General features: G+C 74.4%; 19 protein-coding genes. 7 read left to right on the forward strand and 12 right to left on the reverse strand.

What is annotated here, in order from left to right:
• The first annotated feature begins 121 nt into the window (after positions 1–121).
• The 3 genes from ACN9MS_RS09540 (at position 122) to ACN9MS_RS09550 (ending at position 3,787) form a co-directional block, all read left to right on the forward strand.
• On the forward strand, positions 122–754 hold the full coding sequence (locus tag ACN9MS_RS09540; RefSeq protein ID WP_426311677.1) for a GrpB family protein: 633 nt from the start codon (positions 122–124) through the stop codon (positions 752–754).
• Entirely contained in the window at positions 751–2,970 is a 2,220-nt protein-coding gene (locus tag ACN9MS_RS09545; protein WP_426311678.1) for a DEAD/DEAH box helicase, read from the forward strand. The genes ACN9MS_RS09540 and ACN9MS_RS09545 overlap by 4 nt, the downstream gene beginning before the upstream one ends.
• A 61-nt stretch (positions 2,971–3,031) precedes the next feature.
• Positions 3,032–3,787: a PIG-L deacetylase family protein gene (locus tag ACN9MS_RS09550; protein ID WP_426311679.1), complete on the forward strand. Its 756-nt coding sequence runs from the start codon at positions 3,032–3,034 to the stop codon at positions 3,785–3,787.
• Between the two features lies 1 nt (position 3,788).
• Here the strand turns inward: ACN9MS_RS09550 and ACN9MS_RS09555 are convergent, their stop codons facing one another.
• The 6 genes from ACN9MS_RS09555 to ACN9MS_RS09580 form a co-directional block, all read right to left on the reverse strand.
• On the reverse strand, positions 3,789–4,361 hold the full coding sequence (locus tag ACN9MS_RS09555) for a hypothetical protein (protein WP_426311680.1): 573 nt from the start codon (positions 4,359–4,361) through the stop codon (positions 3,789–3,791).
• A gap of 116 nt (positions 4,362–4,477) precedes the next feature.
• Positions 4,478–6,646, reverse strand: coding sequence for a 3-hydroxyacyl-CoA dehydrogenase NAD-binding domain-containing protein (locus ACN9MS_RS09560; RefSeq protein WP_426311681.1), 2,169 nt, complete (start codon positions 6,644–6,646; stop codon positions 4,478–4,480).
• Positions 6,647–6,648: 2 nt separating this feature from the next.
• Complete coding sequence (locus tag ACN9MS_RS09565) at positions 6,649–7,932, reverse strand: thiolase family protein (protein ID WP_426311682.1); 1,284 nt, start codon at positions 7,930–7,932, stop codon at positions 6,649–6,651.
• Positions 7,933–8,125: 193 nt separating this feature from the next.
• Positions 8,126–9,187 (reverse strand): lipid II:glycine glycyltransferase FemX, encoded by a 1,062-nt coding sequence (locus tag ACN9MS_RS09570; protein ID WP_426311683.1) that lies wholly within the window; start codon positions 9,185–9,187, stop codon positions 8,126–8,128.
• A 21-nt stretch (positions 9,188–9,208) separates the two neighbouring features.
• Positions 9,209–10,483 carry an HRDC domain-containing protein gene (locus tag ACN9MS_RS09575; RefSeq protein ID WP_426311684.1) on the reverse strand — a complete coding sequence of 425 codons (1,275 nt, stop codon included), beginning with the start codon at positions 10,481–10,483 and terminating at the stop codon, positions 9,209–9,211.
• A complete protein-coding gene (locus tag ACN9MS_RS09580; protein WP_426311685.1) occupies positions 10,480–11,103 on the reverse strand; it encodes a DUF3000 domain-containing protein in 624 nt (207 codons plus the stop codon). Before ACN9MS_RS09580 ends, ACN9MS_RS09575 begins: the two co-directional genes overlap by 4 nt.
• 261 nt (positions 11,104–11,364) lie before the next feature.
• On the opposite strand from ACN9MS_RS09580, the gene gndA reads away from it, so the two are divergent.
• Together gndA and ACN9MS_RS09590 are read left to right on the forward strand one after the other, a co-directional pair.
• Positions 11,365–12,801: an NADP-dependent phosphogluconate dehydrogenase gene (gene gndA / locus ACN9MS_RS09585; protein ID WP_087471924.1), complete on the forward strand. Its 1,437-nt coding sequence runs from the start codon at positions 11,365–11,367 to the stop codon at positions 12,799–12,801.
• A gap of 193 nt (positions 12,802–12,994) precedes the next feature.
• On the forward strand, positions 12,995–14,164 hold the full coding sequence (locus ACN9MS_RS09590; RefSeq protein ID WP_426311686.1) for a DegT/DnrJ/EryC1/StrS family aminotransferase: 1,170 nt from the start codon (positions 12,995–12,997) through the stop codon (positions 14,162–14,164).
• Positions 14,165–14,266: 102 nt separating this feature from the next.
• On the opposite strand, the gene ACN9MS_RS09595 is transcribed toward ACN9MS_RS09590, so the two are convergent.
• Genes ACN9MS_RS09595 through ACN9MS_RS09605 form a run of 3 tightly spaced genes read right to left on the reverse strand, consistent with a single transcriptional unit; the run spans position 14,267 to position 16,827 of the window.
• The gene (locus ACN9MS_RS09595; RefSeq protein ID WP_426311687.1) at positions 14,267–15,499 is read right to left on the reverse strand and encodes a hypothetical protein; all 1,233 of its coding nucleotides are present in this window, start codon (positions 15,497–15,499) and stop codon (positions 14,267–14,269) included.
• Positions 15,500–15,547: 48 nt separating this feature from the next.
• Complete coding sequence (locus ACN9MS_RS09600) at positions 15,548–16,234, reverse strand: HAD family hydrolase (RefSeq protein WP_426311688.1); 687 nt, start codon at positions 16,232–16,234, stop codon at positions 15,548–15,550.
• 5 nt (positions 16,235–16,239) lie between these two features.
• A complete protein-coding gene (locus ACN9MS_RS09605) occupies positions 16,240–16,827 on the reverse strand; it encodes a GNAT family N-acetyltransferase (protein ID WP_426311689.1) in 588 nt (195 codons plus the stop codon).
• A 72-nt stretch (positions 16,828–16,899) separates the two neighbouring features.
• On the opposite strand from ACN9MS_RS09605, the gene ACN9MS_RS09610 reads away from it, so the two are divergent.
• Complete coding sequence (locus ACN9MS_RS09610) at positions 16,900–17,640, forward strand: aspartate/glutamate racemase family protein (protein WP_426311690.1); 741 nt, start codon at positions 16,900–16,902, stop codon at positions 17,638–17,640.
• A 31-nt stretch (positions 17,641–17,671) separates the two neighbouring features.
• On the opposite strand, the gene ACN9MS_RS09615 is transcribed toward ACN9MS_RS09610, so the two are convergent.
• Together ACN9MS_RS09615 and ACN9MS_RS09620 are read right to left on the reverse strand one after the other, a co-directional pair.
• On the reverse strand, positions 17,672–18,157 hold the full coding sequence (locus ACN9MS_RS09615; RefSeq protein WP_426311691.1) for a hypothetical protein: 486 nt from the start codon (positions 18,155–18,157) through the stop codon (positions 17,672–17,674).
• A 5-nt stretch (positions 18,158–18,162) separates the two neighbouring features.
• Positions 18,163–19,044: a dihydrofolate reductase family protein gene (locus ACN9MS_RS09620; protein WP_426311692.1), complete on the reverse strand. Its 882-nt coding sequence runs from the start codon at positions 19,042–19,044 to the stop codon at positions 18,163–18,165.
• A 37-nt stretch (positions 19,045–19,081) separates the two neighbouring features.
• On the opposite strand from ACN9MS_RS09620, the gene zapE reads away from it, so the two are divergent.
• Complete coding sequence (gene zapE, locus ACN9MS_RS09625) at positions 19,082–20,209, forward strand: cell division protein ZapE (protein WP_426311693.1); 1,128 nt, start codon at positions 19,082–19,084, stop codon at positions 20,207–20,209.
• 30 nt (positions 20,210–20,239) lie between these two features.
• Here zapE and ACN9MS_RS09630 read toward each other — a convergent pair whose 3' ends face one another.
• The gene (locus tag ACN9MS_RS09630; protein ID WP_426311694.1) at positions 20,240–21,172 is read right to left on the reverse strand and encodes a PPK2 family polyphosphate kinase; all 933 of its coding nucleotides are present in this window, start codon (positions 21,170–21,172) and stop codon (positions 20,240–20,242) included.
• Positions 21,173–21,178: the final 6 nt, after the last annotated feature.

A 21,178-nucleotide genomic window follows, 5' to 3' on the forward strand; every position in this document is an offset into this window, starting at 1 on the left:
ACCGACGAGCGCTCGCTCGGCGAGACGTGAGAAGTGGCCCCGGACCGACCTGGTCCTGGGGCCACTTCTCATGTCTCGCGGGGACGGTGCACCGAGCGGGGGCAGGTCGTAGGGTGCGGGGGTGCCCGCAGCGACCGTCGACGCCCACGACCCTCGATGGACCGAGACCGGCGCGCGGTGGACCGACCGCGTCGCCGGCGCCCTGGCCGACCTCGCGAGCCGTGACGGCGCCGACCCGGTCGTGGTGGAGCACATCGGGTCGACAGCGGTCCCCGGGCTCGCCGCGAAGCCGATCATCGACCTCCAGGTGCGCACGACGCCCCTGCCCTCGGAAGCGGCGCCGGCGGGGGCGCTCGGGCCGCTCGGGTTCTCGATCGAGCGCGGGGCGCGCCCGGACTCCCCGGGCGTGTACCGGGACAACCCGCGCCCGGGCGCCGACCCGGACCCGGAGAAGTACCGCAAGCGGCTGCTCACCCGCCCCGGCGTCGGCGCCGAGCCGCCCGTGATCCTGCACGTCCGACGCCTCGACTCACCCTTCGCCGCGTACGTTGTCGCGTTCCGCGACTGGCTGCGCGAGGACCCCGCCGAGGCCGCGGCCTACGAGGCGACGAAGCGGAGCCTCGCCGCGCGCCACGCGGACGCCGACGACTACGACGACTACACGCGCGACAAGACGGCGTTCCTCGACGCAGCCCAGGCCCGGATGGAGCGCTGGCTCGCCGATCGCGACGTCTCGGACACCGGTCTCGGATGAGCCTTCCTGTCCCACGGCCCGACGTCGCCACGGCGCGGACCGTCGTCGCGGAGGCGGACGCCCTCGCCACGCTGCTCGCGGGGCTCGCGGCGGCCCCGGCGGAGGCGCGTGAGCAGGTGCGCTCGGCGTTCGGCGACAGCCGCGAGGAGAAGGTCCTCGCCCGGCTCGACACCGTGGACGTCGAATCGCTGCGCGACGTGACGCGCGAGCGCCTGCGGCTCGGGGCGCTTGCGGACAAGGGCGTGCGCACGGTGGGCGAGGTCGCGCGCCTTGGGCGGACCGGGCTCGAGAAGCTGCCCGAGATCGGCCCGCAGACCGCGACGCACCTGCTCGCCGCGGCCGAGCAGGTCGCGCGCGCGGTGCGGGAGAGCCTGCGCTTCCGGATCGACCTCACGCCGACGGACCCGGTCGCGACCGCGCTCGTCCAGGCGCTGCTCACGCTCGACCAGGCTGACGCCGCCGTCGCCCGGTACGGCGACCAGGTGCGCGCCGCGCTCGCGGAGCACGACCGCGTGCACGACGACGCGCTCGTCGCCGCGAGCGGGCCGCGCCGGCTCCTCGCGTGGGGCGAGCGGCGCCGTCGGGCGTTCGCGGCGGTGGCGACGCTCGCCGGGGTCGCGGAGCGGGCCCGGTTGACGGGGCTGGCCGAGGAAGCCCGTCGTGTCACCACGCTCGTTACCGAGCCCGCCCGCCCCTACGAGGCCTGGGCAGACTTCCGACACCGGTCCGCCGCGTACTACGCGCTGCTCGACGGCGTCGCCCCCACCGGTCGTGACGTCGCCGCGGCGGAGGGGCACCTCCCCGCGGAGCTCGTCGACCGCGTGCAGACCCAGGCGCTCGACGAGTCGCTGCTGCGGGTGTCGCTGCGCGGGTACCAGGCGTTCGGTGCACGCTTCGCGCTCGCGCAGCGCCGCGTCGTGCTCGGGGACGAGATGGGGCTCGGCAAGACCGTGCAGGCGATCGCCGTCGTCGCGCACCTCGTCGCGCGCGGCGCGACGCACGCGCTCGTCGTGTGCCCCGCGAGCGTCCTGGAGAACTGGGTGCGCGAGCTGCGCGCGCACGCGGACCTCCCGGTGCGCGCCGTCCACGGCGAGGACCGCGACGAGGCCGCCGAGGCGTGGCGAGCGACCGGCGGCGTCGCGGTCGTGACGTTCGCGGGCCTGCGCCGTGCCGGGACCGAGGCGTTCGCGACGGCCGCGGCCGCCGGTCCTGCCGTGCTCGTCGTGGACGAGGCGCACTACGTGAAGAACCCGCTCGCGAAGCGATCGGTGGCCGTCGCGGCTCTGGCGCGCGCGATCGAGCACGTGCTGCTCCTCACCGGCACCCCCATGGAGAACCGGGTCGAGGAGTTCCGCACCCTGCTGGGCTACCTCCAGCCGGAGCTCGCCGCCCGCCTCGACGCGGCCCACGGCGCGGCGGGCCCCGACGCGTTCCGGCACGCCGTCGCGCCCGCCTACCTGCGGCGCAACGCCGAGGACGTGCTCGAGGAGCTGCCCGAGCTCGTGCAGGTGGACGAGTGGGAGCGGCTCGGGGCGGTCGACGGCGCGGCGTACCGCGAGGCGGTCGCGGCCGGGTCGTTCATGGCGATGCGCCGCGCGGCGTTCGCCGTCGACCACCCGGAGGACTCGGCGAAGCTGCGTCGGCTCGTCGAGATCGCGCGCGAGGCGGCCGAGAACGGGCGCAAGGTCGTGGTGTTCTCGTACTTCCGGGACGTCGTCGACGTCGTCGTGCGCGCGCTCGGCAGCCTCGCCCTCGCGCCGCTGACCGGCTCGGTCCCGGCGCGGACGCGCCAGACCATCGTCGACGACTTCACGGCGGCCGAGACGCCGCGCGTGCTCGTGAGCCAGATCGACGTCGGGGGAGTGGGCCTCAACCTCCAGGCCGCCTCCGTGGTGGTCCTGTGCGAGCCCCAGACCAAGCCCACGACCGAGGCGCAGGCGGTCGCCCGTGCCCACCGCATGGGTCAGGTCGAGACGGTCCAGGTGCACCGCCTGCTCACGGTCGACAGCGTCGACGAGCACCTCGTGCGCCTGCTCGGGACGAAGGCCCGGCTGTTCGACGCGTACGCGCGCCGCAGCGCGCTCGCGGAGGAGGTCGCGGGCGCGGTCGACGTGTCCGAGGCGTCGCTCGCGCGCGCCGTGGTCGACGCCGAGCGGGCCCGGTTGTTCGTCGACCCGGCGGTGACGTCGGTCGAGGATGCGCCCGTGGAGCACTGACGCAGTCCCGGCCCTGCGCCGTCGTCGCGCTCGGTGCCGTGCTGCGGCATAGCGTGGCGTCATGACCGCGACAGACGCCCTGCCCCCGCTCACCCCGCTGCCCGAGGACTGGTCCACGGCGCTCGCCGTCGTCGCCCATCCCGACGACATGGAGTTCGGCGCCGCCGCGGCCGTCGCGCGATGGACGGGCCAGGGCAAGCGGGTCGTGTACTGCATGGTGACGAGCGGCGAGGCCGGAATCGACGGCATGGACCCCGACGAGGCGCGGCGCGTGCGCGAGGCGGAGGAGATCGAGTCCGGGCGGATCGTCGGCGTCGAGGAGGTCGAGTTCCTCGGGCTGCCGGACGGCGTGCTCGAGTACGGGCTACCGCTGCGACGGGCGATCGCCGGGGCGATCCGGCGCCACCGGCCGGACGTCGTGATCACCGGGAACTACCGCGAGACGTTCCCCGGCGGGATGCTCAACCAGGCGGACCACATCGCGACGGGACGCGCCGTCGTGGACGCCGTGCGCGACGCGGGGAACCGGTGGGTGTTCCGCGAGCAGGTCGAGACGGACGGCGTCGAACCCTGGGGCGGCGTGCGCCAGGTCTGGGTCGCGGCCTCGCCCGACGCCGCGCACGGCGTCGACGTCAGCGCGACCTTCGACGCGGGCGTCGCGTCCCTCCGCGCGCACGCCGCCTACCTCGACGGCCTCGGCTGGGCGGACTTCGACCCGGCCGCGTTCCTCGCTTCCATGAGCGCGCCCACGGGCGCTCGCATGGCCGTCACGCACGCGGTCGCGTTCGAGGTCCTGCGCATGGGCTGGGAGGACTGACTCAGGCGGGGTCGGGCTGTTCCTCGACCTCGACGACCTTCAGCTCGGGCGTGAACCCGAACAGCGCGCCGTCGCGCGACCCGACCCACCACTTCCCGCACATCGCGGTCGCGGACTGCTCGGTGCCCTCGTCCCACCACGACGCCTGGAGCGTCGCCGTCGTGCGGTAGTCCGCGGCGGTCAGCTCGCCACGCTCGGGCCGAGGCTCCAGCGGGTGCTGCGCCGAGACGGGGGTGCAGCTCTCGGGCAGCGCGCCGAGGTCGGCCGTCATCGTGAGGATCCGCTCGTCACCGGTCGTGCGGACCACCTCCCGTACGTCGGTGGCGGAGTCGGGGACCCAGTCGGGGAGCACGGCATCGGCCTTGCCGGCCTTCCCGGTCGCGAACTCGTAGGTCTTGGTGTGGCCCGCGCGGTTCTCGGCGACCGCCTCACCGATGCTGCCGCACGCGGACAGGAGGAGCGCGGCACCGGCGGCGAGCGTGAGGGCGCCGAGCATCCGGCGCTCGGTCGTGCCGCGTGCGGTCGTGGTCAGGGGGAGGTCGGTCGGAGGCTGGGCGGGGGTGCGGTTCGTCATGCCCACGACGCTACGGAGCGCGCGACGGCGACGGATCGGGCCGCGAGCGGAACCTCCGCGTGGTCGTCGTACGACCACGGGAGGGCGCTCGCGGCCCGGTGTCCGACCCCGGTCGGTCAGGCGCGCGAAGCCGCCGGGACGTTCGCGACGCCGTCGGGCAGGAACCGGTGGCCCAGGACCTTCTCGCTGTACCCAGCGCGGTCCAGGTACGGCGTGATACCGCCGAGGTGGAAGCCCCACCCCGCGCCGAGGATCATGCAGAGGTCGATCTGGGACGGGCTCGCGACGACGCCCTCGTCGAGCATGAGCCCGATCTCCTGCGTGAGCGCGGTGAGCACGGAGTCGAGGACGCCGGCCTCGTCCAGCGCCCCCGCACCGCCCGCCTCGCCGGTTCCGAAGACCCGCTGGATCGCCGGGTCGACGGGCTTGGGCAGGCCCTTCGGCGCGTCGAGGACGACGGGGATCTGCTCGTCGACGATGCGCTGGAGGCCGGGGGACTCGGGGAACCGCTCGCCCAGGTCCTCGCGCAGCGACGTGAGGACGTGCAGGCCCACGGCCGGGCCGACGAGGTCGAACAGCGCGAACGGCGGCATCGGCAGGCCGAGCGGCGCGACGGCGCGGTCCGCGACCTCGACCGGCGTGCCGCTCTCGACCGCCTCGACGATCTTGCCCATGAGCAGGATGAGCAGGCGGTTGACGACGAACCCGGGGCGGTCGGCGACGAGGACGGCCGTCTTGCGGAGCTTCTTCGTCATGGCGAACGCCGTGGCGAGCGCGGCGTCGTCCGTCTTGGCCGCCTGGATGATCTCGACGAGCGGCATCTGGGCGACCGGGTTGAAGAAGTGCATCCCGACGACGCGCTCGGGGTGCTGCAGGTCGGCCGCCATCTCCGTGATCGACAGCGCGGACGTGTTGGTCAGCAGCACGGCGTCGGGCGAGAGGACGCCCTCGAGCTCGGCGAAGACCTTCTTCTTGAGCCCCAGGATCTCCGTGACCGCCTCGATGACGACGTCGCAGCCCGCGAAGTCGCCGAGCTCGGTCGTGCCGTGGACCGAGCCGACGATGCGCGCGCCGGTGTCCGCGGACATGCGGCCCGAGCCGACGAGCTTCTCGACCGTCGCGCGCACGTAGCCGAGACCCTTGTCGACGCGCTCCTGGTCGAGGTCGCGCATGACGACCGGCACCTGGAGGCGCTGGGCGAACAGCAGCGCGATCTGTGCCGCCATGAGCCCGGCGCCGACGATCCCGACGCGGGTGACCGGGCGGGCGAGCTTCGCGTCGGGCGCGCCCTGCGGCCGCTTGCCCTTCGAGACGAGCTGGAACGCGTAGACGCTCGCGCGCATCTCGTCGCTCATGATGAGGTCCGCGAGGGCCTCGTCCTCGGCGGCGAACGCCTCCTCGCGCGACGCGGTGCGCGCGGCGGCGACCAGGTCGAGCGCGCGGTACGGGGCGGGGCGGGAGCCCGCGACCACGGCGTCGAGGCGCTGGCGCGTGCCCGCGACGACGGCGTCCCACACGGGCTGCGGGTCGAGCTCGCGACGCTCGACGACGATCTCGCCGCGCAGCACGGCCTCGGCCCAGCGCAGCGACGACTCGAGGAAGTCGGGGGCCTCGAAGAACGCGTCGACGAGCCCGATCTCGTACGCCTCCTTGGCCTTGAACGGCTTGTTCGCGGCCGGGCGGGCGAGGATGACGTCCATCGCCTTCTCGACGCCCAGCAGGCGCGGCACGAGGTAGGCGCCGCCCCAGCCCGGGACCAGGCCCAGGCCGACCTCGGGCAGCGCGAGCGCGCCGGCGTCGGAGGCGACGGTGCGGTACGTGCAGTTGAGCGCCACCTCGAGGCCGCCGCCGAGAGCGACGCCGTTGACGAACGCGAACGTCGGCACGCCCATGTCCTGGAGCAGCGTGTAGGCGGCGTGACCGGCCCGCCCGAGGGCGAGCGCGTCGTCGCGGACCTGGACGGCCGCGGCCTGCGTGAGGTCCGCGCCGGCGGCGAGGAAGTACGGCTTGCCCGTGATCGCGACGGCGACGATCTCGCCGTCCGCCGCCCGGCGGCGCAGCGCCTCGAGAGCCGTGTGCAGCTCGGCGAGGCCCTCGGGGCCGAGCGTCGTCGGCTTGGTGTGGTCGAGCCCGTTGTCGAGCGTGAGCAGGGCGAGCGTGCCCGTCCCGCCGGGGAGCGCGACGTCGCGCACGAGCGAGTGCGTGACGCGCTCGCCGCGCGAGGTCTCCTTCGTGGCGCCCTGCTCGGCGGGGGCGGAGGTCTGGGTGTCGGTGGGTGCGCTCATCGTCAGTTCTCCGCGGTCTCGAGGGTGTGGCCGGAGTAGTCGGCGTGGTGCGGGTTCTCCCAGAGGACGGTGCCGCCCATGCCGAGGCCGACGCACATGGTCGTCAGGCCGTAGCGCACCTCGGGGTGCTGCTCGAACTGGCGCGCGAGCTGCGTCATGAGGCGCACGCCCGACGAGGCGAGCGGGTGGCCCATGGCGATCGCGCCGCCGTACTGGTTGACGCGCTCGTCGTCGTCGGCGATGCCGAAGTGGTCGAGGAACGCGAGCACCTGCACCGCGAACGCCTCGTTGATCTCGAACAGGCCGATGTCGTCGATCGTCAGGCCCGCGGACGCGAGCGCGCGCTCGGTCGCGGGGACGGGGCCGATGCCCATGACCTCGGGGTCGACGCCCGCGTACGCGTACGCGACGAGGCGCATGCGCGCCGGCAGGCCGAGCTCGTCGGCGACCTCGCCGGCGGCGAGCAGGCACGCCGTCGCTCCGTCGGTCAGCGGCGAGGCGTTGCCCGCGGTGACCTTCCCGCCGGGGCGGAACGGGGTCTTGAGGTCGCGGATCGAGTCGACCGTGGTACCGGGGCGGGGCAGCTCGTCGGCCGTGGCCAAGCCCCAGCCGAGCTCGGTCGACCGCGTCGCGACCGGTACGAGGTCGGGGGAGATGTCGCCGTTCGCGAGGGCCTTGGCGTACTTGGCCTGGCTCGCGACGGCGTACGCGTCGGCGCGCTCCTTGGTGAGGTGCGGATACCGGTCGTGCAGGTTCTCGGCCGTCGCGCCCATGACGAGCGCGGACGAGTCGACGAGGCGCTCGGCGACGAACCGCGGGTTCGGGTCCGACCCCTCGCCCATCGGGTGGTGGCCCATGTGCTCGACGCCGCCCGCGACCACGACGTCCTGGGCGCCCACGGCGACGTTCGCCGCGGTGGTCGTGACCGCGGTCATCGCGCCCGCGCACATGCGGTCGATCGCGAAGCCGGGCACCGACTTGGGCAGGCCCGCGAGGACGGCCACGCTGCGGCCGAGCGTGAGGCCCTGGTCGCCGGTCTGCGTCGTCGCGGCGAGCGCGAGCTCGTCGATGCGCTCGGCGGGCAGCTCGGGGCGACGGCGCAGGAGCTCGCGGATCGTCTTCACGGCGAGGTCGTCCGCGCGCGTCTCGGCGTAGATCCCGTCGGGGCGCGCCTTGCCGAACGGGCTGCGCACGCCCTCGACGAAGACGACGTCGCGGACGGGGCGGCGGCGCGCGGCCTGGGTGGGTGCCGAGGTGGGAGAGGGGGCCTCGTTGGCCACGGTCATGGCATCTCCATCCGATGCAGATGGTCGGGACGGCGGTGTCCGGGAGCGGCACCGCTCGGGGGTCGTACGTGCGATACACGCTACCGCGAGTATCGGTAAAGCACGAGACCGATGCTACGACATGAAGAGACCCGGTATCGCATCGGGCGATACCGGGTCTCTCGGAGTGGCGAGGGAAGCCCCAGAGCGTCGGTCAGCGGCTCCCGCGGAGCTTGCGCACGACCTTCTTCGCGGTCGGCAGGCCCTTGTTCCACGCCGAGTACCACATCGAGAACGGCACGTCGACGCTGTGCACGAGCTCGTCGTCGTGCTGGGCGAAGCTGCGCTTGAACTCGCTGATCCCGTCGTTGAGCAGACCGTTCATGTCGTAGCGCACGAGGCCCGCGTCCTGGGCGAGCGTGATCGCGTGCCACTTCACGGGCGCGTTCGCGCGCAGCTTGCGCCCCGCGTCGTTGATCCCGCCGTAGAGCTCGAACGACGTCGTCGCGGACGACACGCACCACACGAAGGACACCGGCGCGCCCTCGGAGAACGCGGCGACGAGCACCGAGTGCTCGCCGAGCTCGCGGTGGATCGCGAGGTAGTACTCGTCGTCGTGGAGCGCGAAGCCCGCGCGCTCGGCCGTCTCGTGGTAGACGTCCAGGACCTGGCGCACCTCCGCCTCGTCCGTCACGCGGCGCACCTCGAGGCCCGTGCGGGCGGCCTTGCGGATGTCGTACCGCGTCGTCTTGCCCATGGCCTTCGTCAGCTCGTCCTGCGACTTCGTCAGGTCGAGGATCAGGGTCACCGGGTAGAGGATCGGGTTCGCCGCGGGCCGGGCGTCCGGGAGCGCGAGGTGGGTCCCGACCGGCCAGTCGGGCTCGATCGTGATGCCCACGCCACCGACGGTCGACTTGCACCACGCGACGACCGCCCGGGTCACGGCGTCGCGCGTCGCGTCGTCGCCCACACCCGGTCCGGACCCCCACGTGCCTGGTCCCGTGCCCGACGGCCCGGCCGGCGCGATCACCGGACCGCGCGGCACGTGGCACAGCGCCTTGAACTGCGCCGGGAGCGAGCGCACGAGCACCTGTGCCAGGCCGCGGACGCGTCCGTCGGCGTCCACCGCCTCCACGCGGTGCGGGGTCCATGCTCCCGTGGCCTTGACCTCGCCCCAGCCCCAGAGCTGGAGGGGGTGGCCGCCGAGCTCGTTCACCCGGGCGTCCCAGGAGGCGCGGTCGGTGACTGTCCGGATCGTCAGGTTCGCGTCGTGCACGCGGACGACCCTACCCGTTCGCTACGCCCGGTCGATGCTCGCGAACGCCTCCGCGAGGGGCTCGGCGACGAGCGCCACCTGCCAGTCGCGCGCACCGCGCCCGTGCAGGAACGCGGCGATCCCCGCCGCGTCGAGCGGGTCCGGCGGCGTCCAGCACAGGCGCCGCAGCGCGTCGGGCTGGAGCACGTTCTCCACGGGGACCGCGAACCGCTCCGAGATCCCCTGGACGACGCCGCGCGCGGCCTCCAGGCGGGCAGCGGCACCGGGGTCACGGTCGGCCCACGCGCGCGGCGGCGGCGGGGCGTCGGTGCGCGGCCCGCGCGTCGTCGGGAGGGCGCTCGCGGGCAGCGCGAGCGCGGCGTCGATCGCGCGCTGCCAGTACGCGGCCCGGCGACGCGTGCCCTTGCCCGCGAACGGGGGAAGCTCGACGAGCTGGCCGGCCGTGCGGGGCAGCGCCTCCGCCGCGGCGACGATCGCCCGGTCGGGCAGCACCCGGCCCGGAGCGATGTCCCGCGCGCGGGCGGTCGCGTCGCGGGCCTCCCACAGGCTCCGCACGACCGCCAGGCGGCGCGGGTCGCGCAGCGTGTGCGTGCCGGACGTCCGCCGCCACGGCTCGGGACGCGGTGCGGGCGGACCGGCGGTCCGCACCGCCTCGAACTCCTCCGCCGCCCACCCGGTCTTGCCCGCCTCGTCGAGCCGCTCGCCGAGCGCACGACGCAGCGGGACGAGCACCTCGACGTCGAGCGCCGCGTACCGCAGCCAGTCGTCGGGGAGCGGGCGGGTCGACCAGTCGACCGCCGAGTGCTCCTTCGCGAGCCCCAGGCCGAGCACGTCCGCGACGACGGCCGCGAGGCCCACGCGCTCCATGCCGAGCAGCCGCGCCGCGAGCTCGGTGTCGAACACGCTCGCCGGGACCACGCCGTGCTCGGCGAGGCCCGGCAGGTCCTGCGACGCGGCGTGCAGCACCCACTCGGCCTCGCCGACGGCCTCGCGCAGCGGCGACAGGTCGGGCACCGCGACGGGGTCGACGAGCGCCGTCCCCGCGCCCTCGCGGCGGACCTGGACGAGGTACGTGCGCTGACCGTAGCGGTAGCCCGACGCGCGCTCCGCGTCGGCGGCGACCGGGCCGCTCGCGGCGGCGAACGCGTCGACGACGCGCGCGAAGGCCGCCGGGGTGTCGACGACGTGGCCGAGCCCGTCGGACGGCTCGGTGAGCGGCGTGACGACGGTCTGCGGCGTGCCGGTCTCGGGCGTCGGGTCGAGCGGCGGGGGTGCGGGTGCTGCGGTCGAGCTCATGGGCCCACGGTATTGCGTCGGGCGGGGGGTCGAGCACCGAGCGGCGTCACGCCGTCGGGCAGGGGCGGCAGCCCGGCGGCCGTGCACAGCAGCTGCGCCCAGGCCGCGAGGTGGTCACCGAGGTCGGCCGCACCGGCGCTCCCCGCGGGCACCGGGGTCCACGACGCGCGCATCTCCAGCTCGACGTCGTTGTGCTTCCCGGCGAGCGCGCCGAAGCTCTGCGACAGGACGCGCGTCACCGTGCCACCCTCCGCGCGGACGGCCGCGCCGGTGTCGTGGAGCGCGTCTTCGAGCCACGTCCACGCGACCTCGGCGAGCATCTCCTCCGACGCCATCTCCGGCTCGAGCGTGGCGCGCACCATCGTCACCACGCGGAAGGTCCCCTGCCAGGCCTCCTGGCCGTCGGGGTCGTGGAGCACGATGAACCGCCCCGACGCGAGGTCGGGGTCCTCGGAGCGCGCGGCCTCCACCTCGCCCGTGAGCGCGACCGACCACGGCGCGATCCGACGGGGGGCGGGGACCTCGCGCAGCGTCACCTCGGGTCGCAGCCGCCGCGCGCCGAGAGCGTCGAGGGCGGCACGGAACGCCGGGGGAGCGTCGGTCCCGTGAGCAGTGATCACCCTCGGCACACTACGAGCCGACGGGACGAACCGGACGCGCGCCGCGCGGGTGTCATCGAATCGTGATCCCGACTTCGTCAAGAACGCTTCCGGTGACCGGATCGTGGCCGCTCGGGAGCGGTGCGGCGCACGAGGACTAGGCTGGCCGCGTATCCACCACCGGTGCACCCGGCCGCGCTCCCGCCCGGCCCGGTCCGGTTCCGCGCCCTCCCCGCGCGGCCGTCGTGCGCCGGGACCGACCCTCGAGGAGCAGGGAAGCAGATGTCAGCACGCGCACAGATCGGTGTGACCGGACTCGCCGTCATGGGTCGCAACCTGGCCCGCAACTTCGCCCGGCACGGCTACACGGTCGCGGTGCACAACCGCTCGTACGCCAAGACCGAGTCCCTGATCGCCGAGGCGGGCAGCGAGGGCGACTTCGTCCCGTCCGAGTCGATGGCCGACTTCGTCGCGTCGCTCGAGCGCCCGCGCAAGGTCGTCATCATGGTCAAGGCCGGCGCGGCGACCGACGCCGTCATCGACGAGCTCGTGCCGCTGCTGGAGGAGGGCGACATCGTCGTCGACGCCGGCAACGCGCACTTCCCCGACACGATCCGTCGGGAGAAGGCGCTCGCGGCCCAGGGCCTGCACTTCGTCGGCACCGGGGTCTCGGGCGGCGAGGAGGGCGCGCTCAACGGCCCGTCGATCATGCCCGGCGGCACGCGCGAGTCGTACCAGAGCCTCGGCCCGATCCTCGAGGACATCTCGGCGAAGGTCGACGGCGTGCCGTGCTGCACCTACGTCGGGCCCGACGGTGCCGGCCACTTCGTCAAGATGGTGCACAACGGCATCGAGTACGCCGACATGCAGCTCATCGCCGAGGCGTACGACCTGCTCAAGCAGGGGCTCGGCGCGTCCGCGCAGGAGATCGGCGAGATCTTCGCGCAGTGGAACACGGGCGACCTCGAGTCGTTCCTCATCGAGATCACCGCCGACGTGCTCCAGCACGTGGACGCGGAGACCGGCAAGGCGTTCGTCGACGTCGTGCTCGACCAGGCGGAGCAGAAGGGCACCGGCCGCTGGACGGTCCAGAACGGCCTCGACCTCGGCGTGCCGATCACGGGTATCGCCGAGGCGACGTTCGCCCGCGCGCTGTCCGGCTCGGTCCCGCAGCGCGAGGCGGGCCGTGCGGCGCTGCCCGCCGACGCCGCGGCGTGGGACGTGCAGGACCGCGACGCGTTCGTCGAGGACGTGCGCCTCGCGCTCTACGCGTCCAAGGTCGTCGCGTACTCGCAGGGCTTCGACCAGATCGCGGCGGCGTCCGCCGAGTACGGCTGGGACATCGACCGCGGCGCGATGGCCCGCATCTGGCGTGGTGGCTGCATCATCCGCGCGCGCTTCCTCAACCGCATCACCGAGGCCTACGAGCGCGACGCGCAGCTCCCGCTGCTCCTCGCGGACGAGTACTTCACCGGCGCGGTGGGCAACGGCCTCGCGGCCTGGCGCCGCGTGGTCTCGCAGGCCGCGCTGAACGGCGTCCCCACGCCGGCGTTCTCCTCGTCGCTCGCGTACTACGACGGCGTCCGCGCCGAGCGTCTGCCCGCCGCGCTCATCCAGGCGCAGCGCGACTTCTTCGGCGCGCACACCTACCGCCGCGTCGACAAGGCGGGCACGTTCCACACCGAGTGGTCGGGCGACCGGACCGAGTCCGACGCCTGACGGCTCACCACCGCACGCCCCGACGGCGGTCGTCGCGCTCCGGCGCGGCGGCCGCCGTCGGCGCGTGCGGCCCACGTCCGGGCCCCACCGCGCCCCGGGGGTGGGGCTGTCGGACGTCGGGTCCCGCCGACGTGGCAGGCTAGGCCCGGCGCCCCTCACGGGCCCCACCCCGACACCGACGACACGGAGAACGATGAGCCGCCACGCCCAGGACGCGACCGCGACGAGGATGCTCGCCGACCGGACGGGTACCGACCCGGCCGACTGGTTCCTCGTCTTCAAGGCCCGCTACGGGATGGAGGTCGTGTTCCGGGCGCTCGCCGAGGCGCGCGGGGCGGGCGACGTGGTCACCCAGGTGTTCACGTGCTCGACGGCGGTCGACCCGGTCCTCGTCGCCGGGCTGCGGCCGGTCTACGCCGAGGTCTCCCCGGCGACGGTCGCGATCGACCCCGACCGGCTCGCCGTCGGGCCGGCCACGCGCGCCGTCGTGCTCCAGAACACGTTCGGCATCGTCGACGACGCGACCGCGCTCCGGCTGCGTGCCGCGGCTCGCTCCGTCGGCGCGCTCCTCGTGGAGGACAGCGCGCACTGCGTCACGCGCCTCGCGCGCGACACCGACGGGTCGCCCGCCGCGGACGTGTCGTTCCACTCGTTCGGCGTCGAGAAGATGCTCCCCACGCGGTTCGGTGGCGCCGTGTGGGTGAACCCCGCGCTCGAGCCCGCGCTGCGCGCCGCGATCGTCTCCGCGCTCGACGCGCTGCCGGTCGTGGGGGCACGGCTCGACCTCGCCGCGCGCAGCTTCCGCACGCAGGTCCGCGTGCTCAACCGCCTCCCCGGCGGGGCGGCGGGCAAGGTCCGCGGCGCGCTGACCGCCGTCGGCGCGTACGAGCCGGCGATCGCTCCCGTCGAGAACCGGGGCGGGCTCGCGCACCCGCCGCAGCGGCCGTCGGCGTGGGTCACCGACCGGATGGTCGACGCGCTGCGGTCGAGCGGTGACGTCGAGGCGCGCCGCGCGGACACGGTCGCGGAGTACGTGCGCGGCCTGTCCGACGTCGTCGAGGTGCCGGCGGGCATCGGCGAGCGCGCGCCGCTGGTCCGGTTCCCGTTCTTCGCTCCGGACGCCGCGACCGCCGACCGGCTCGTGCGGGAGCTCACGGCCGCCGGGTTCTACGTCGGCAAGTGGTACCGGCCCGCGCTGTTCCCCGGCCCGGACGACCCGGCGGTGTACGGGTACACGCCGGGAGACCCGGCGCTGGCGACGACCGAGGACCTCGTGGCGCGCGTCGTCAACCTGCCGACCACGGTCGGGGTCGCGACGGCGCGCCGGATCGTCGAGGCGGTGCGGTCCGCGCTGAGCTCCTGAGCCCCCCGACCAGGCGATCCCTGACGGCCGAACAGGCGGTCCGCGTCCGTCAGCGATCCGGGACGGACCGAGACCGCCTGGTCGGCGCCCGATCGGCCGGGGTCACGCCGAGGGGCGCGAGCGCGCGAACTTCACGTAGTCGAGCGTGTGGCGCAGGTCGACGCGCCACACGTCGACCCGGCGGCGCAGGCTCCTGTCGGGCGCGTAGCGCAGCGTGTGCCAGACCCCGTGCTTGCGGGCCTTCTTCACGCGGTGGCGCAGCGACACCGGGACGAGCGCCCGGACGACCGGGTAGGGCACGTTGACCCACAGCCGCGCCTCCGACGTGACCTGCTCGGGCAGCTCGCGCCCGTGCACCAGGTCCTCGACGTAGCAGCGCGCGAGGTTGCCGCCGGCGGCCATCGTGTAGAAGCTCGCCGCGCCCTGGCGCAGGTTGACCTCGAGGATCTTGCTCGTGCCGGTGCGGCGGTCGTACATGACGTCGAGGTTCGCGGCGCCCACGTAGCCGAGGCTGTCGAGCAGGTGCCGGACCGACTCGGTGAGCTTGTCGTCCTTCATCGTCACGACGGCGTTGTAGTTGCCCACGAGCTTCGGGTCGTACTCACCGAGCACGATCTGGGCGGCGGAGAGGAACCGCAGCCGGCCGTGCCGGTCGGAGTACGTGTTGACCACGCGCATGACCGACTCGTCGCCCGCGAGGTACTCCTGCACGATGAGGTCGTCGGTGTAGCCCGCGGCGTAGATGCGGCGTGCGACGTCGCGCAGCTCCGCCGCGTCCTGGACGAGGTACACCTTCTTCTTGCCCTCGAACCGCAGGCGCGGGTAGGTGTCGGTGTCGGCCGGCTTGAGGATGAGCGGGTACGGGAAGGGGAGGTCCTCCCCGAAGCCGGGGGCGTCGACGTCGGCCGCCGTGGCGATCACCGTCTCCGGGTGCGGCACGCCCAGCTCCGCGCACGTGCGCGCGAAGTCCGTCTTGTTCATGAGGCGCGCGGCCAGCTCCTCGCCGACGAGCGGGATGACGTAGAGGTCCTCGAGCTCCGCCCGGTGGGCGATGACGACGTTCGTGTAGAACTCGATGTTCGCGATGAGCAGGCGCTTGCGGCCCGGGAACTCCTCCGCGAGCTCGCGCAGGACCGCGACGATGCGCTCGGGGTCGTCGAAGTCGCGGTAGGTACGCACGTCGACGATGCGGGAGTCCGCCGTCTCCCGCAGGGGGAAGCGGCCCAGGGCCAGCGTGCGGACGCCGTACGCCTCGTGCAACGACCTCGCGATGTTGTAGGTGTTGAGGTTGGTCCCCAGGACGATGGGGAGGAACTCGGCGTTGCCGTACGTCATCGCGGAGGGTCGTCCGTTTCTCTGTGTGGTCGGCGGGCGTCCGCCATCCTACGGGCCGGGTTCGGCGGCGCCCCGGTCGACGCCCTCGCCCCCGGCGTCCTCGTCCGTGGGGTCCTGACCGGCGCGGACGGCGACGCCGTGCCCGGCCAGCACGCGCACGAGCTCGTCGTGGCCCCGCGAGACGTCCCAGTGCACCCCGACCATGCCCGCGGCGCGCGCGCCCTCGACGTTGCGCGCGGTGTCGTCGACGAAGAGCACCTCGCCCGGGTCCGTGCCCATCCGCCGTGCGGCCTCGAGGAAGAACCGCGGGTCCGGCTTGGCGAGCCCGAGCTCGCACGAGTACCAGCTCGTGTCGAACTCGGCGTCGTAGCCGAGGGCCGTGCGCATGAATGGCACGCGGCGGCTCTCCTGGTTGGTGCCGAGGTGCACGCCGTAGCCGCTCGCGCGCAGCGCGCGCACGAGCTCGAACGACGCGTCGACGACCTCGAGCGCGTCGAACCAGATCGCGCGGTACACGTCCTCCGCGGGCTCCGCCACGCCGTACCGTTCCAGACCCGCGGCGAGCACGGGGAGGTAGTCGCCGTCGCCCACGAGCATGGGCAGCTCCTCGCTCCAGGTCTCGAGCAGGAACTCCCGGGTCCGGTCCCCGAGGTAGCGCTCGACCGCCGCGTACCAGCCCTCGGGGATGTGCTGGAGCACGCCGTCGGCGTCGAACAGGACGTGGCGCAGTGTCATGGCCGTCACCCTAGCGACGGCCCGGGCGCGATCCACGCGTGGGTGTGCATGTCGTGCCACCCGTCCGCGTGAAGCACGGCCGAGCGCCGGACGCCCTCCGGGGCGTACCCCGCGGAGACCGCGGCACGGCACGACGCCGCGTTGTCGACCGAGTGCTCGAGCCAGAGGCGGTGGAAGCCGGACTCGAAGGCCCATTGCGTCGCCGTGCGCAGCGCCCGCGGCGCGACCCCTCGCCCCCGGGCCTCGGGCACCGTCCAGTAGGCGACCTCGGCGCTCCCGTCGTGCAGCGACACGTCGCGCAGCGCCACGCGCCCGCGGAGCGTGCCCTCCTGGCCGACGACGGCCCACGAGGCACCGTCCCCCTCGCCCCAGCGCGCCGCCCACCCGAGCACGACGTCGCGCGCCTCGTCGTCGGACGCTAGCGAGCGGACGTGCCACCGCCGGACCGCCGGGTCGTCGTACACGGCGCGCAGCGCGGGGGCGTCGTCGCCGGTCCACGGGCGCAGCCGCAGCCCGTCGCCCGTGTCGAGCACGGGCTGGGGCGTCGCGAAGACGCGCGGGTCGACCGCCGGGCCGGCGAGCATCGGAGCCATCGTCCCAGCATGCCGGGATGGGCGCGGCGGCCGAGGCGGTGTCCGGGACGTGGGCCGCCGTAGGATCCACAGGTGACGTCGCGACCGGACCAGGACCACGCCCAGCCCCTCGTCGGAGTGCTCGGAGGTGTCGGCCCCCTCGCCACGGCGTACTTCCTCCAGCTCCTCGTCGAGCTCACGGAGGCGGAGCGCGACCAGGACCACGTGGACGCCGTCGTGCTCAACCACGCGACCATCCCCGACCGCACGGCGTTCATCCTCGGCCGCTCGGACGCCGACCCCGGCCCGGTGCTGGCGCGCGACGCGCAGCGGCTCGAGCGCTTCGGGGCGGACTTCCTCGTGATGCCGTGCAACACCGCGCACTACTTCACGCAGCAGGTGCTCGACGCCATCAGCGTCCCCTTCGTCTCCATCATCGACACGACGGTCGACGCGGCCCGGTCCCGGGTCGGCGACCTGCGCGCGGTGGGGCTGCTCGCGACGGCGGGGACCGCGGCCTCGGGCGTCTACCAGGACGCGTTCGCGCGCCACGGTGTCGACGCGCTCGTCCCGGACGACGCCGACCAGACCCTCGTGTCGCAGATCATCTACGAGCAGGTCAAGGCCGGCCGGCCGGTCGACATCGAGACGTTCCGTGCCGTCGCGGGCCGGCTCGTCGAGCGGGGCGCCCAGGCGATCGTGCTGGGCTGCACGGAGCTGTCGGTCGTCGCCGTCGACCACGACCTGCTCGCCGACCCGCTCTACCTCGACTCGACCGACCAGCTCGCCCGCGCGACCATCCGTCGCGCGGGGCACCGCGTCCGCGGGGAGTGACCGGGGCGCTCGTGCGGCACGCAGGGACGCGTCAGCCGAGCTCGCTCGTGCCCGAGTAGAGGTGCAGCACGGGGACGTGGAGCTCCTCGCGCGCGCGGGACGCCCAGTCGGTGTGGAACGTGTCCTCGACCGCGTGCGGGTACGTCACGACGACGATCTCGCGCGCGCCGCCGGACGCCACGGCCGTGCGCAGCGCCGGCAGCGGGTCGTCGTCGACGACGGCCCCGTCCGCCTCGCGGCCCGCCGCGCGGAGCTCGGCCACGCTGCGCTCGAGCTGCTCGCTCGCCTCCGCCTTGGCCGTGGCGGGCGAGGGCTCGCGACCGAGGACCTCGTCCCACGCCTCCTTGAGCTCGCCCACGCTCAGGTGGTCGATGATCCCGGAGATCACGTTGCGCTCCGTGTCGGCAGGCACCAGGACCCGGTAGGCGAGCTGCTCGTCCTGGTGCAGCGACAGGATGTGCTGCACGTCGGCCGGGTTCAGCGTGTCTTCGGTCAGGACGAGGATCGTGTCGGTCACGCGCGTCAGCCTAGCGGGAGGAGCCAGCGCGCGGCGGTCGTACCGGCCGGCGACCCGGGCCGGTCGTCGGGGCTGTGCAGCAGGTGGGCGAGACGTGCTCCCCGGGGCGGGAGCGCCGTCGTGCCCGACGCCGCCGTCCCGGCCACGATCCGGCCGGGTCCGCGCCCCACGACGGTCGGCGTCGTGGTGACGCACAGCTCGTCGACGAGGTCGGCCGAGAGCAGGTCGCCCAGGAGCGTGGGGCCGCCCTCCGCGAGCACGCGGACCAGCCCGCGGTCGGCGAGCGCGGCGAGCCCGGCCGCCAGGTCCACGGCGGCGCCTGGTTCCCCGCCGTCTGCGGCCCCGACGGCGTCCTGCCCGACGACGAGCACGCGGTCCGGGGGCACGTCCGCCCGCGCCGTGGCGGCCCCGGCCGGTGCGGTGAGCACGTAGGGCGGTCGCTCGCCCCGCCTCAGCGCCTCGGGCACGCGCCCGCTGCGCGTCACGATCGCGAGCTCGAGCGGGGTGTCGTGCAGGTGCCGCAGGCCGCGCGGCCGGTCGAGCGCGGTGTAGCCCTCGGCGCGGGCGGTCCCCGCGCCGACGAGCACGACGTCGGCGAGCGCGCGCAGGACCCGGAAGACGCGCCAGTCCGCGTCGTCGTTGATCGACCCGGACCGGTGGTCCGGGCCCCAGGCCGCGCCGTCGACGCTCGCGACCATGTTGGCGCGCACGACGTGGGCCCCGCGCGTCGGCGGCCCGTACGCGTAGAGGGCTGCGAGTCGCTCCTCCCGGGCGTCCGGGGGAAGGTGCTCCGGGTCCGGCAGGAGGACGTCGAGCGCGGGAAGGTCCGTGCGGCCGACGCCCGGCGCTTCGGTCGGCTCGTCGGGCGGGGCCGTGGTGGAGGTCACACCGGTCAGGCTAACGGCAGGCGTAGGCTGGATCCTCGTGACTTCGCCCGTCGCCGGTGGCGCCTCGGCCCCGGCCGCCCTCCCCGGCACCTCCCACGCGTCGACCTCCGGCGCGGCCACCGGTGCGACCGCGCGCCCCCGCACCCTCGTCGACGTCCGCCCGGCCGTCCCACCCACGCGCCTGCTGGCCGACCTCGTGCCTCCGCGCCACTTCGCCGACGCGCGCTTCTCGACGTACCGCGCGAACCCCGCCTACCCGAGCCAGGCGCGCACCGTCGCGCGGCTCGAGGAGGTCGCTGCCGCCGTCGTGAAGCCCGCACGCAAGGGCCTGTTCGGCGCCCGCAAGCAGACCGCTCCCGCGGTGTACATGGACGGCGGGTTCGGCGTCGGCAAGACCCACCTCCTCACGTCCCTCGCGCACGCCGTGGGTCTCGACGTGAGCGCCTACGGCACGTTCGTCGAGTACACGAACCTCGTGGGCGCCCTCGGCTTCCAGGCCACCGTCGAAGCGCTGGCCACGAAGAAGCTCGTGTGCATCGACGAGTTCGAGCTCGACGACCCGGGCGACACCGTGCTCATGTCCCGGCTCCTGCGCGAGCTCGCCGACCGCGGGGTCGCGCTCGCCGCGACGTCGAACACGCTGCCCGAGGCGCTCGGCGAGGGCCGCTTCGCCGCCGAGGACTTCCTGCGCGAGATCCAGGCGCTCGCGGCCCGGTTCGAGGTGCTGCGCGTCGACGGCGAGGACTACCGCCACCGCGCGGTCGTCACCGACTCCGCCCCGCTGCCCGAGGCCGACGTGCGGGCCGCCGTCGTCGGCCGTCCCGGGGCCACGCTGGACGCGTTCGACGACCTGCTCGCCCACCTGTCCCAGGTGCACCCGAGCCGCTACCGTGCGCTGCTCGACGGCGTCGAGGTCGTCGCGCTCACCGGCGTGCACACCGTGACCGAGCAGTCCGCCGCGCTGCGCCTCGTGGTCCTCGTCGACCGCCTCTACGACCGCGACGTCCCCGTGCTGCTCGCCGGGTCCGGCGAGTACACCGGCGAGCGGAGCCTCTTCACCGCGGAGATGCTGCGCGGCGGGTACCGCAAGAAGTACTACCGCGCGCTCTCGCGTCTCGGCGCGCTCGCCGAGGACGGTCGCGCGGTCGCGCGCGCGTCGGCCTGACGGCCGCCCCGAGCGGCACGGGGCCGCGGCTCACGTCGCGGCGAGGCGCTTCTTCTCGACCTCGATGTCGAAGTCGGCCGGGGGCCAGCCGAGGTCGAGGCGACGCAGCGCGTCGAGGAGCAGCTCGCTCACCGCGAGGCGTGCGAACCACTTGCGGTCGGCCGGGACCACGTGCCAGGGCGCGGCCTCGGTGCTCGTCCGGTCGAGGACGGCCTGGTACGCCTCCTGGTACGCGGGCCACTTCTGGCGCGAGTCGACGTCGTTCGGGTTGTACTTCCAGAACTTGTCCGGGCGCTCCAGGCGCTCCATGAGCCGAGCCCGCTGCTCCTCGTAGGAGACGAGCAGCGCGACCTTGACGATCGTGGTCCCGGACGCGACGACCTTCTCCTCGAACCGGTTGATCTCGTCGTACCGCGCCTCCCAGACGTCGGGGGCCACGAGACCGTCGACGCGCGCGACCAGCACGTCCTCGTAGTGGGAGCGGTCGAAGACGCCGATGTACCCGGGCTCGGGCAGGGCGCGGCGGATGCGCCACAGGTAGTGGTGCTTGCGCTCCTCGGGCGTCGGGACCCCGAACGAGCGGTGCGCGACGCCCTGCGGGTCGACGAGGCCGACGACGTGCCGCACGATGCCACCCTTGCCCGCGGTGTCCATGCCCTGGAGCACGAGCAGCACGGAGCGCGAGCCGCCCGACCGTCCCTCGGCGAACAGGCGTTCCTGAAGCTCGGAGAGCTCGTCCGCGTGCCGCGCGACGAGCGCCTGGCCGGCGGCCTTGTCGCCCGCGAAGCCCGGCGTCGAGCCACGGTCGAACGTGGCGAGGTCGAACCCGGCGCGCACGCGCAGCGACTCTGTGGGGGCGACCTCCCAGTCGGCGCTGAGCGCTGCCGACGCCGATCCGGACTCCGAGCCTGCCCGTGAGTCCTTGCCATGCTTCTTCTTCGACCTCTTCTTCGTCGTCGACATGGGCGT

The sequence above is a fragment of the Cellulosimicrobium sp. E-16 genome (assembly GCF_049913115.1).
GTDB lineage: Bacteria > Actinomycetota > Actinomycetes > Actinomycetales > Cellulomonadaceae > Cellulosimicrobium.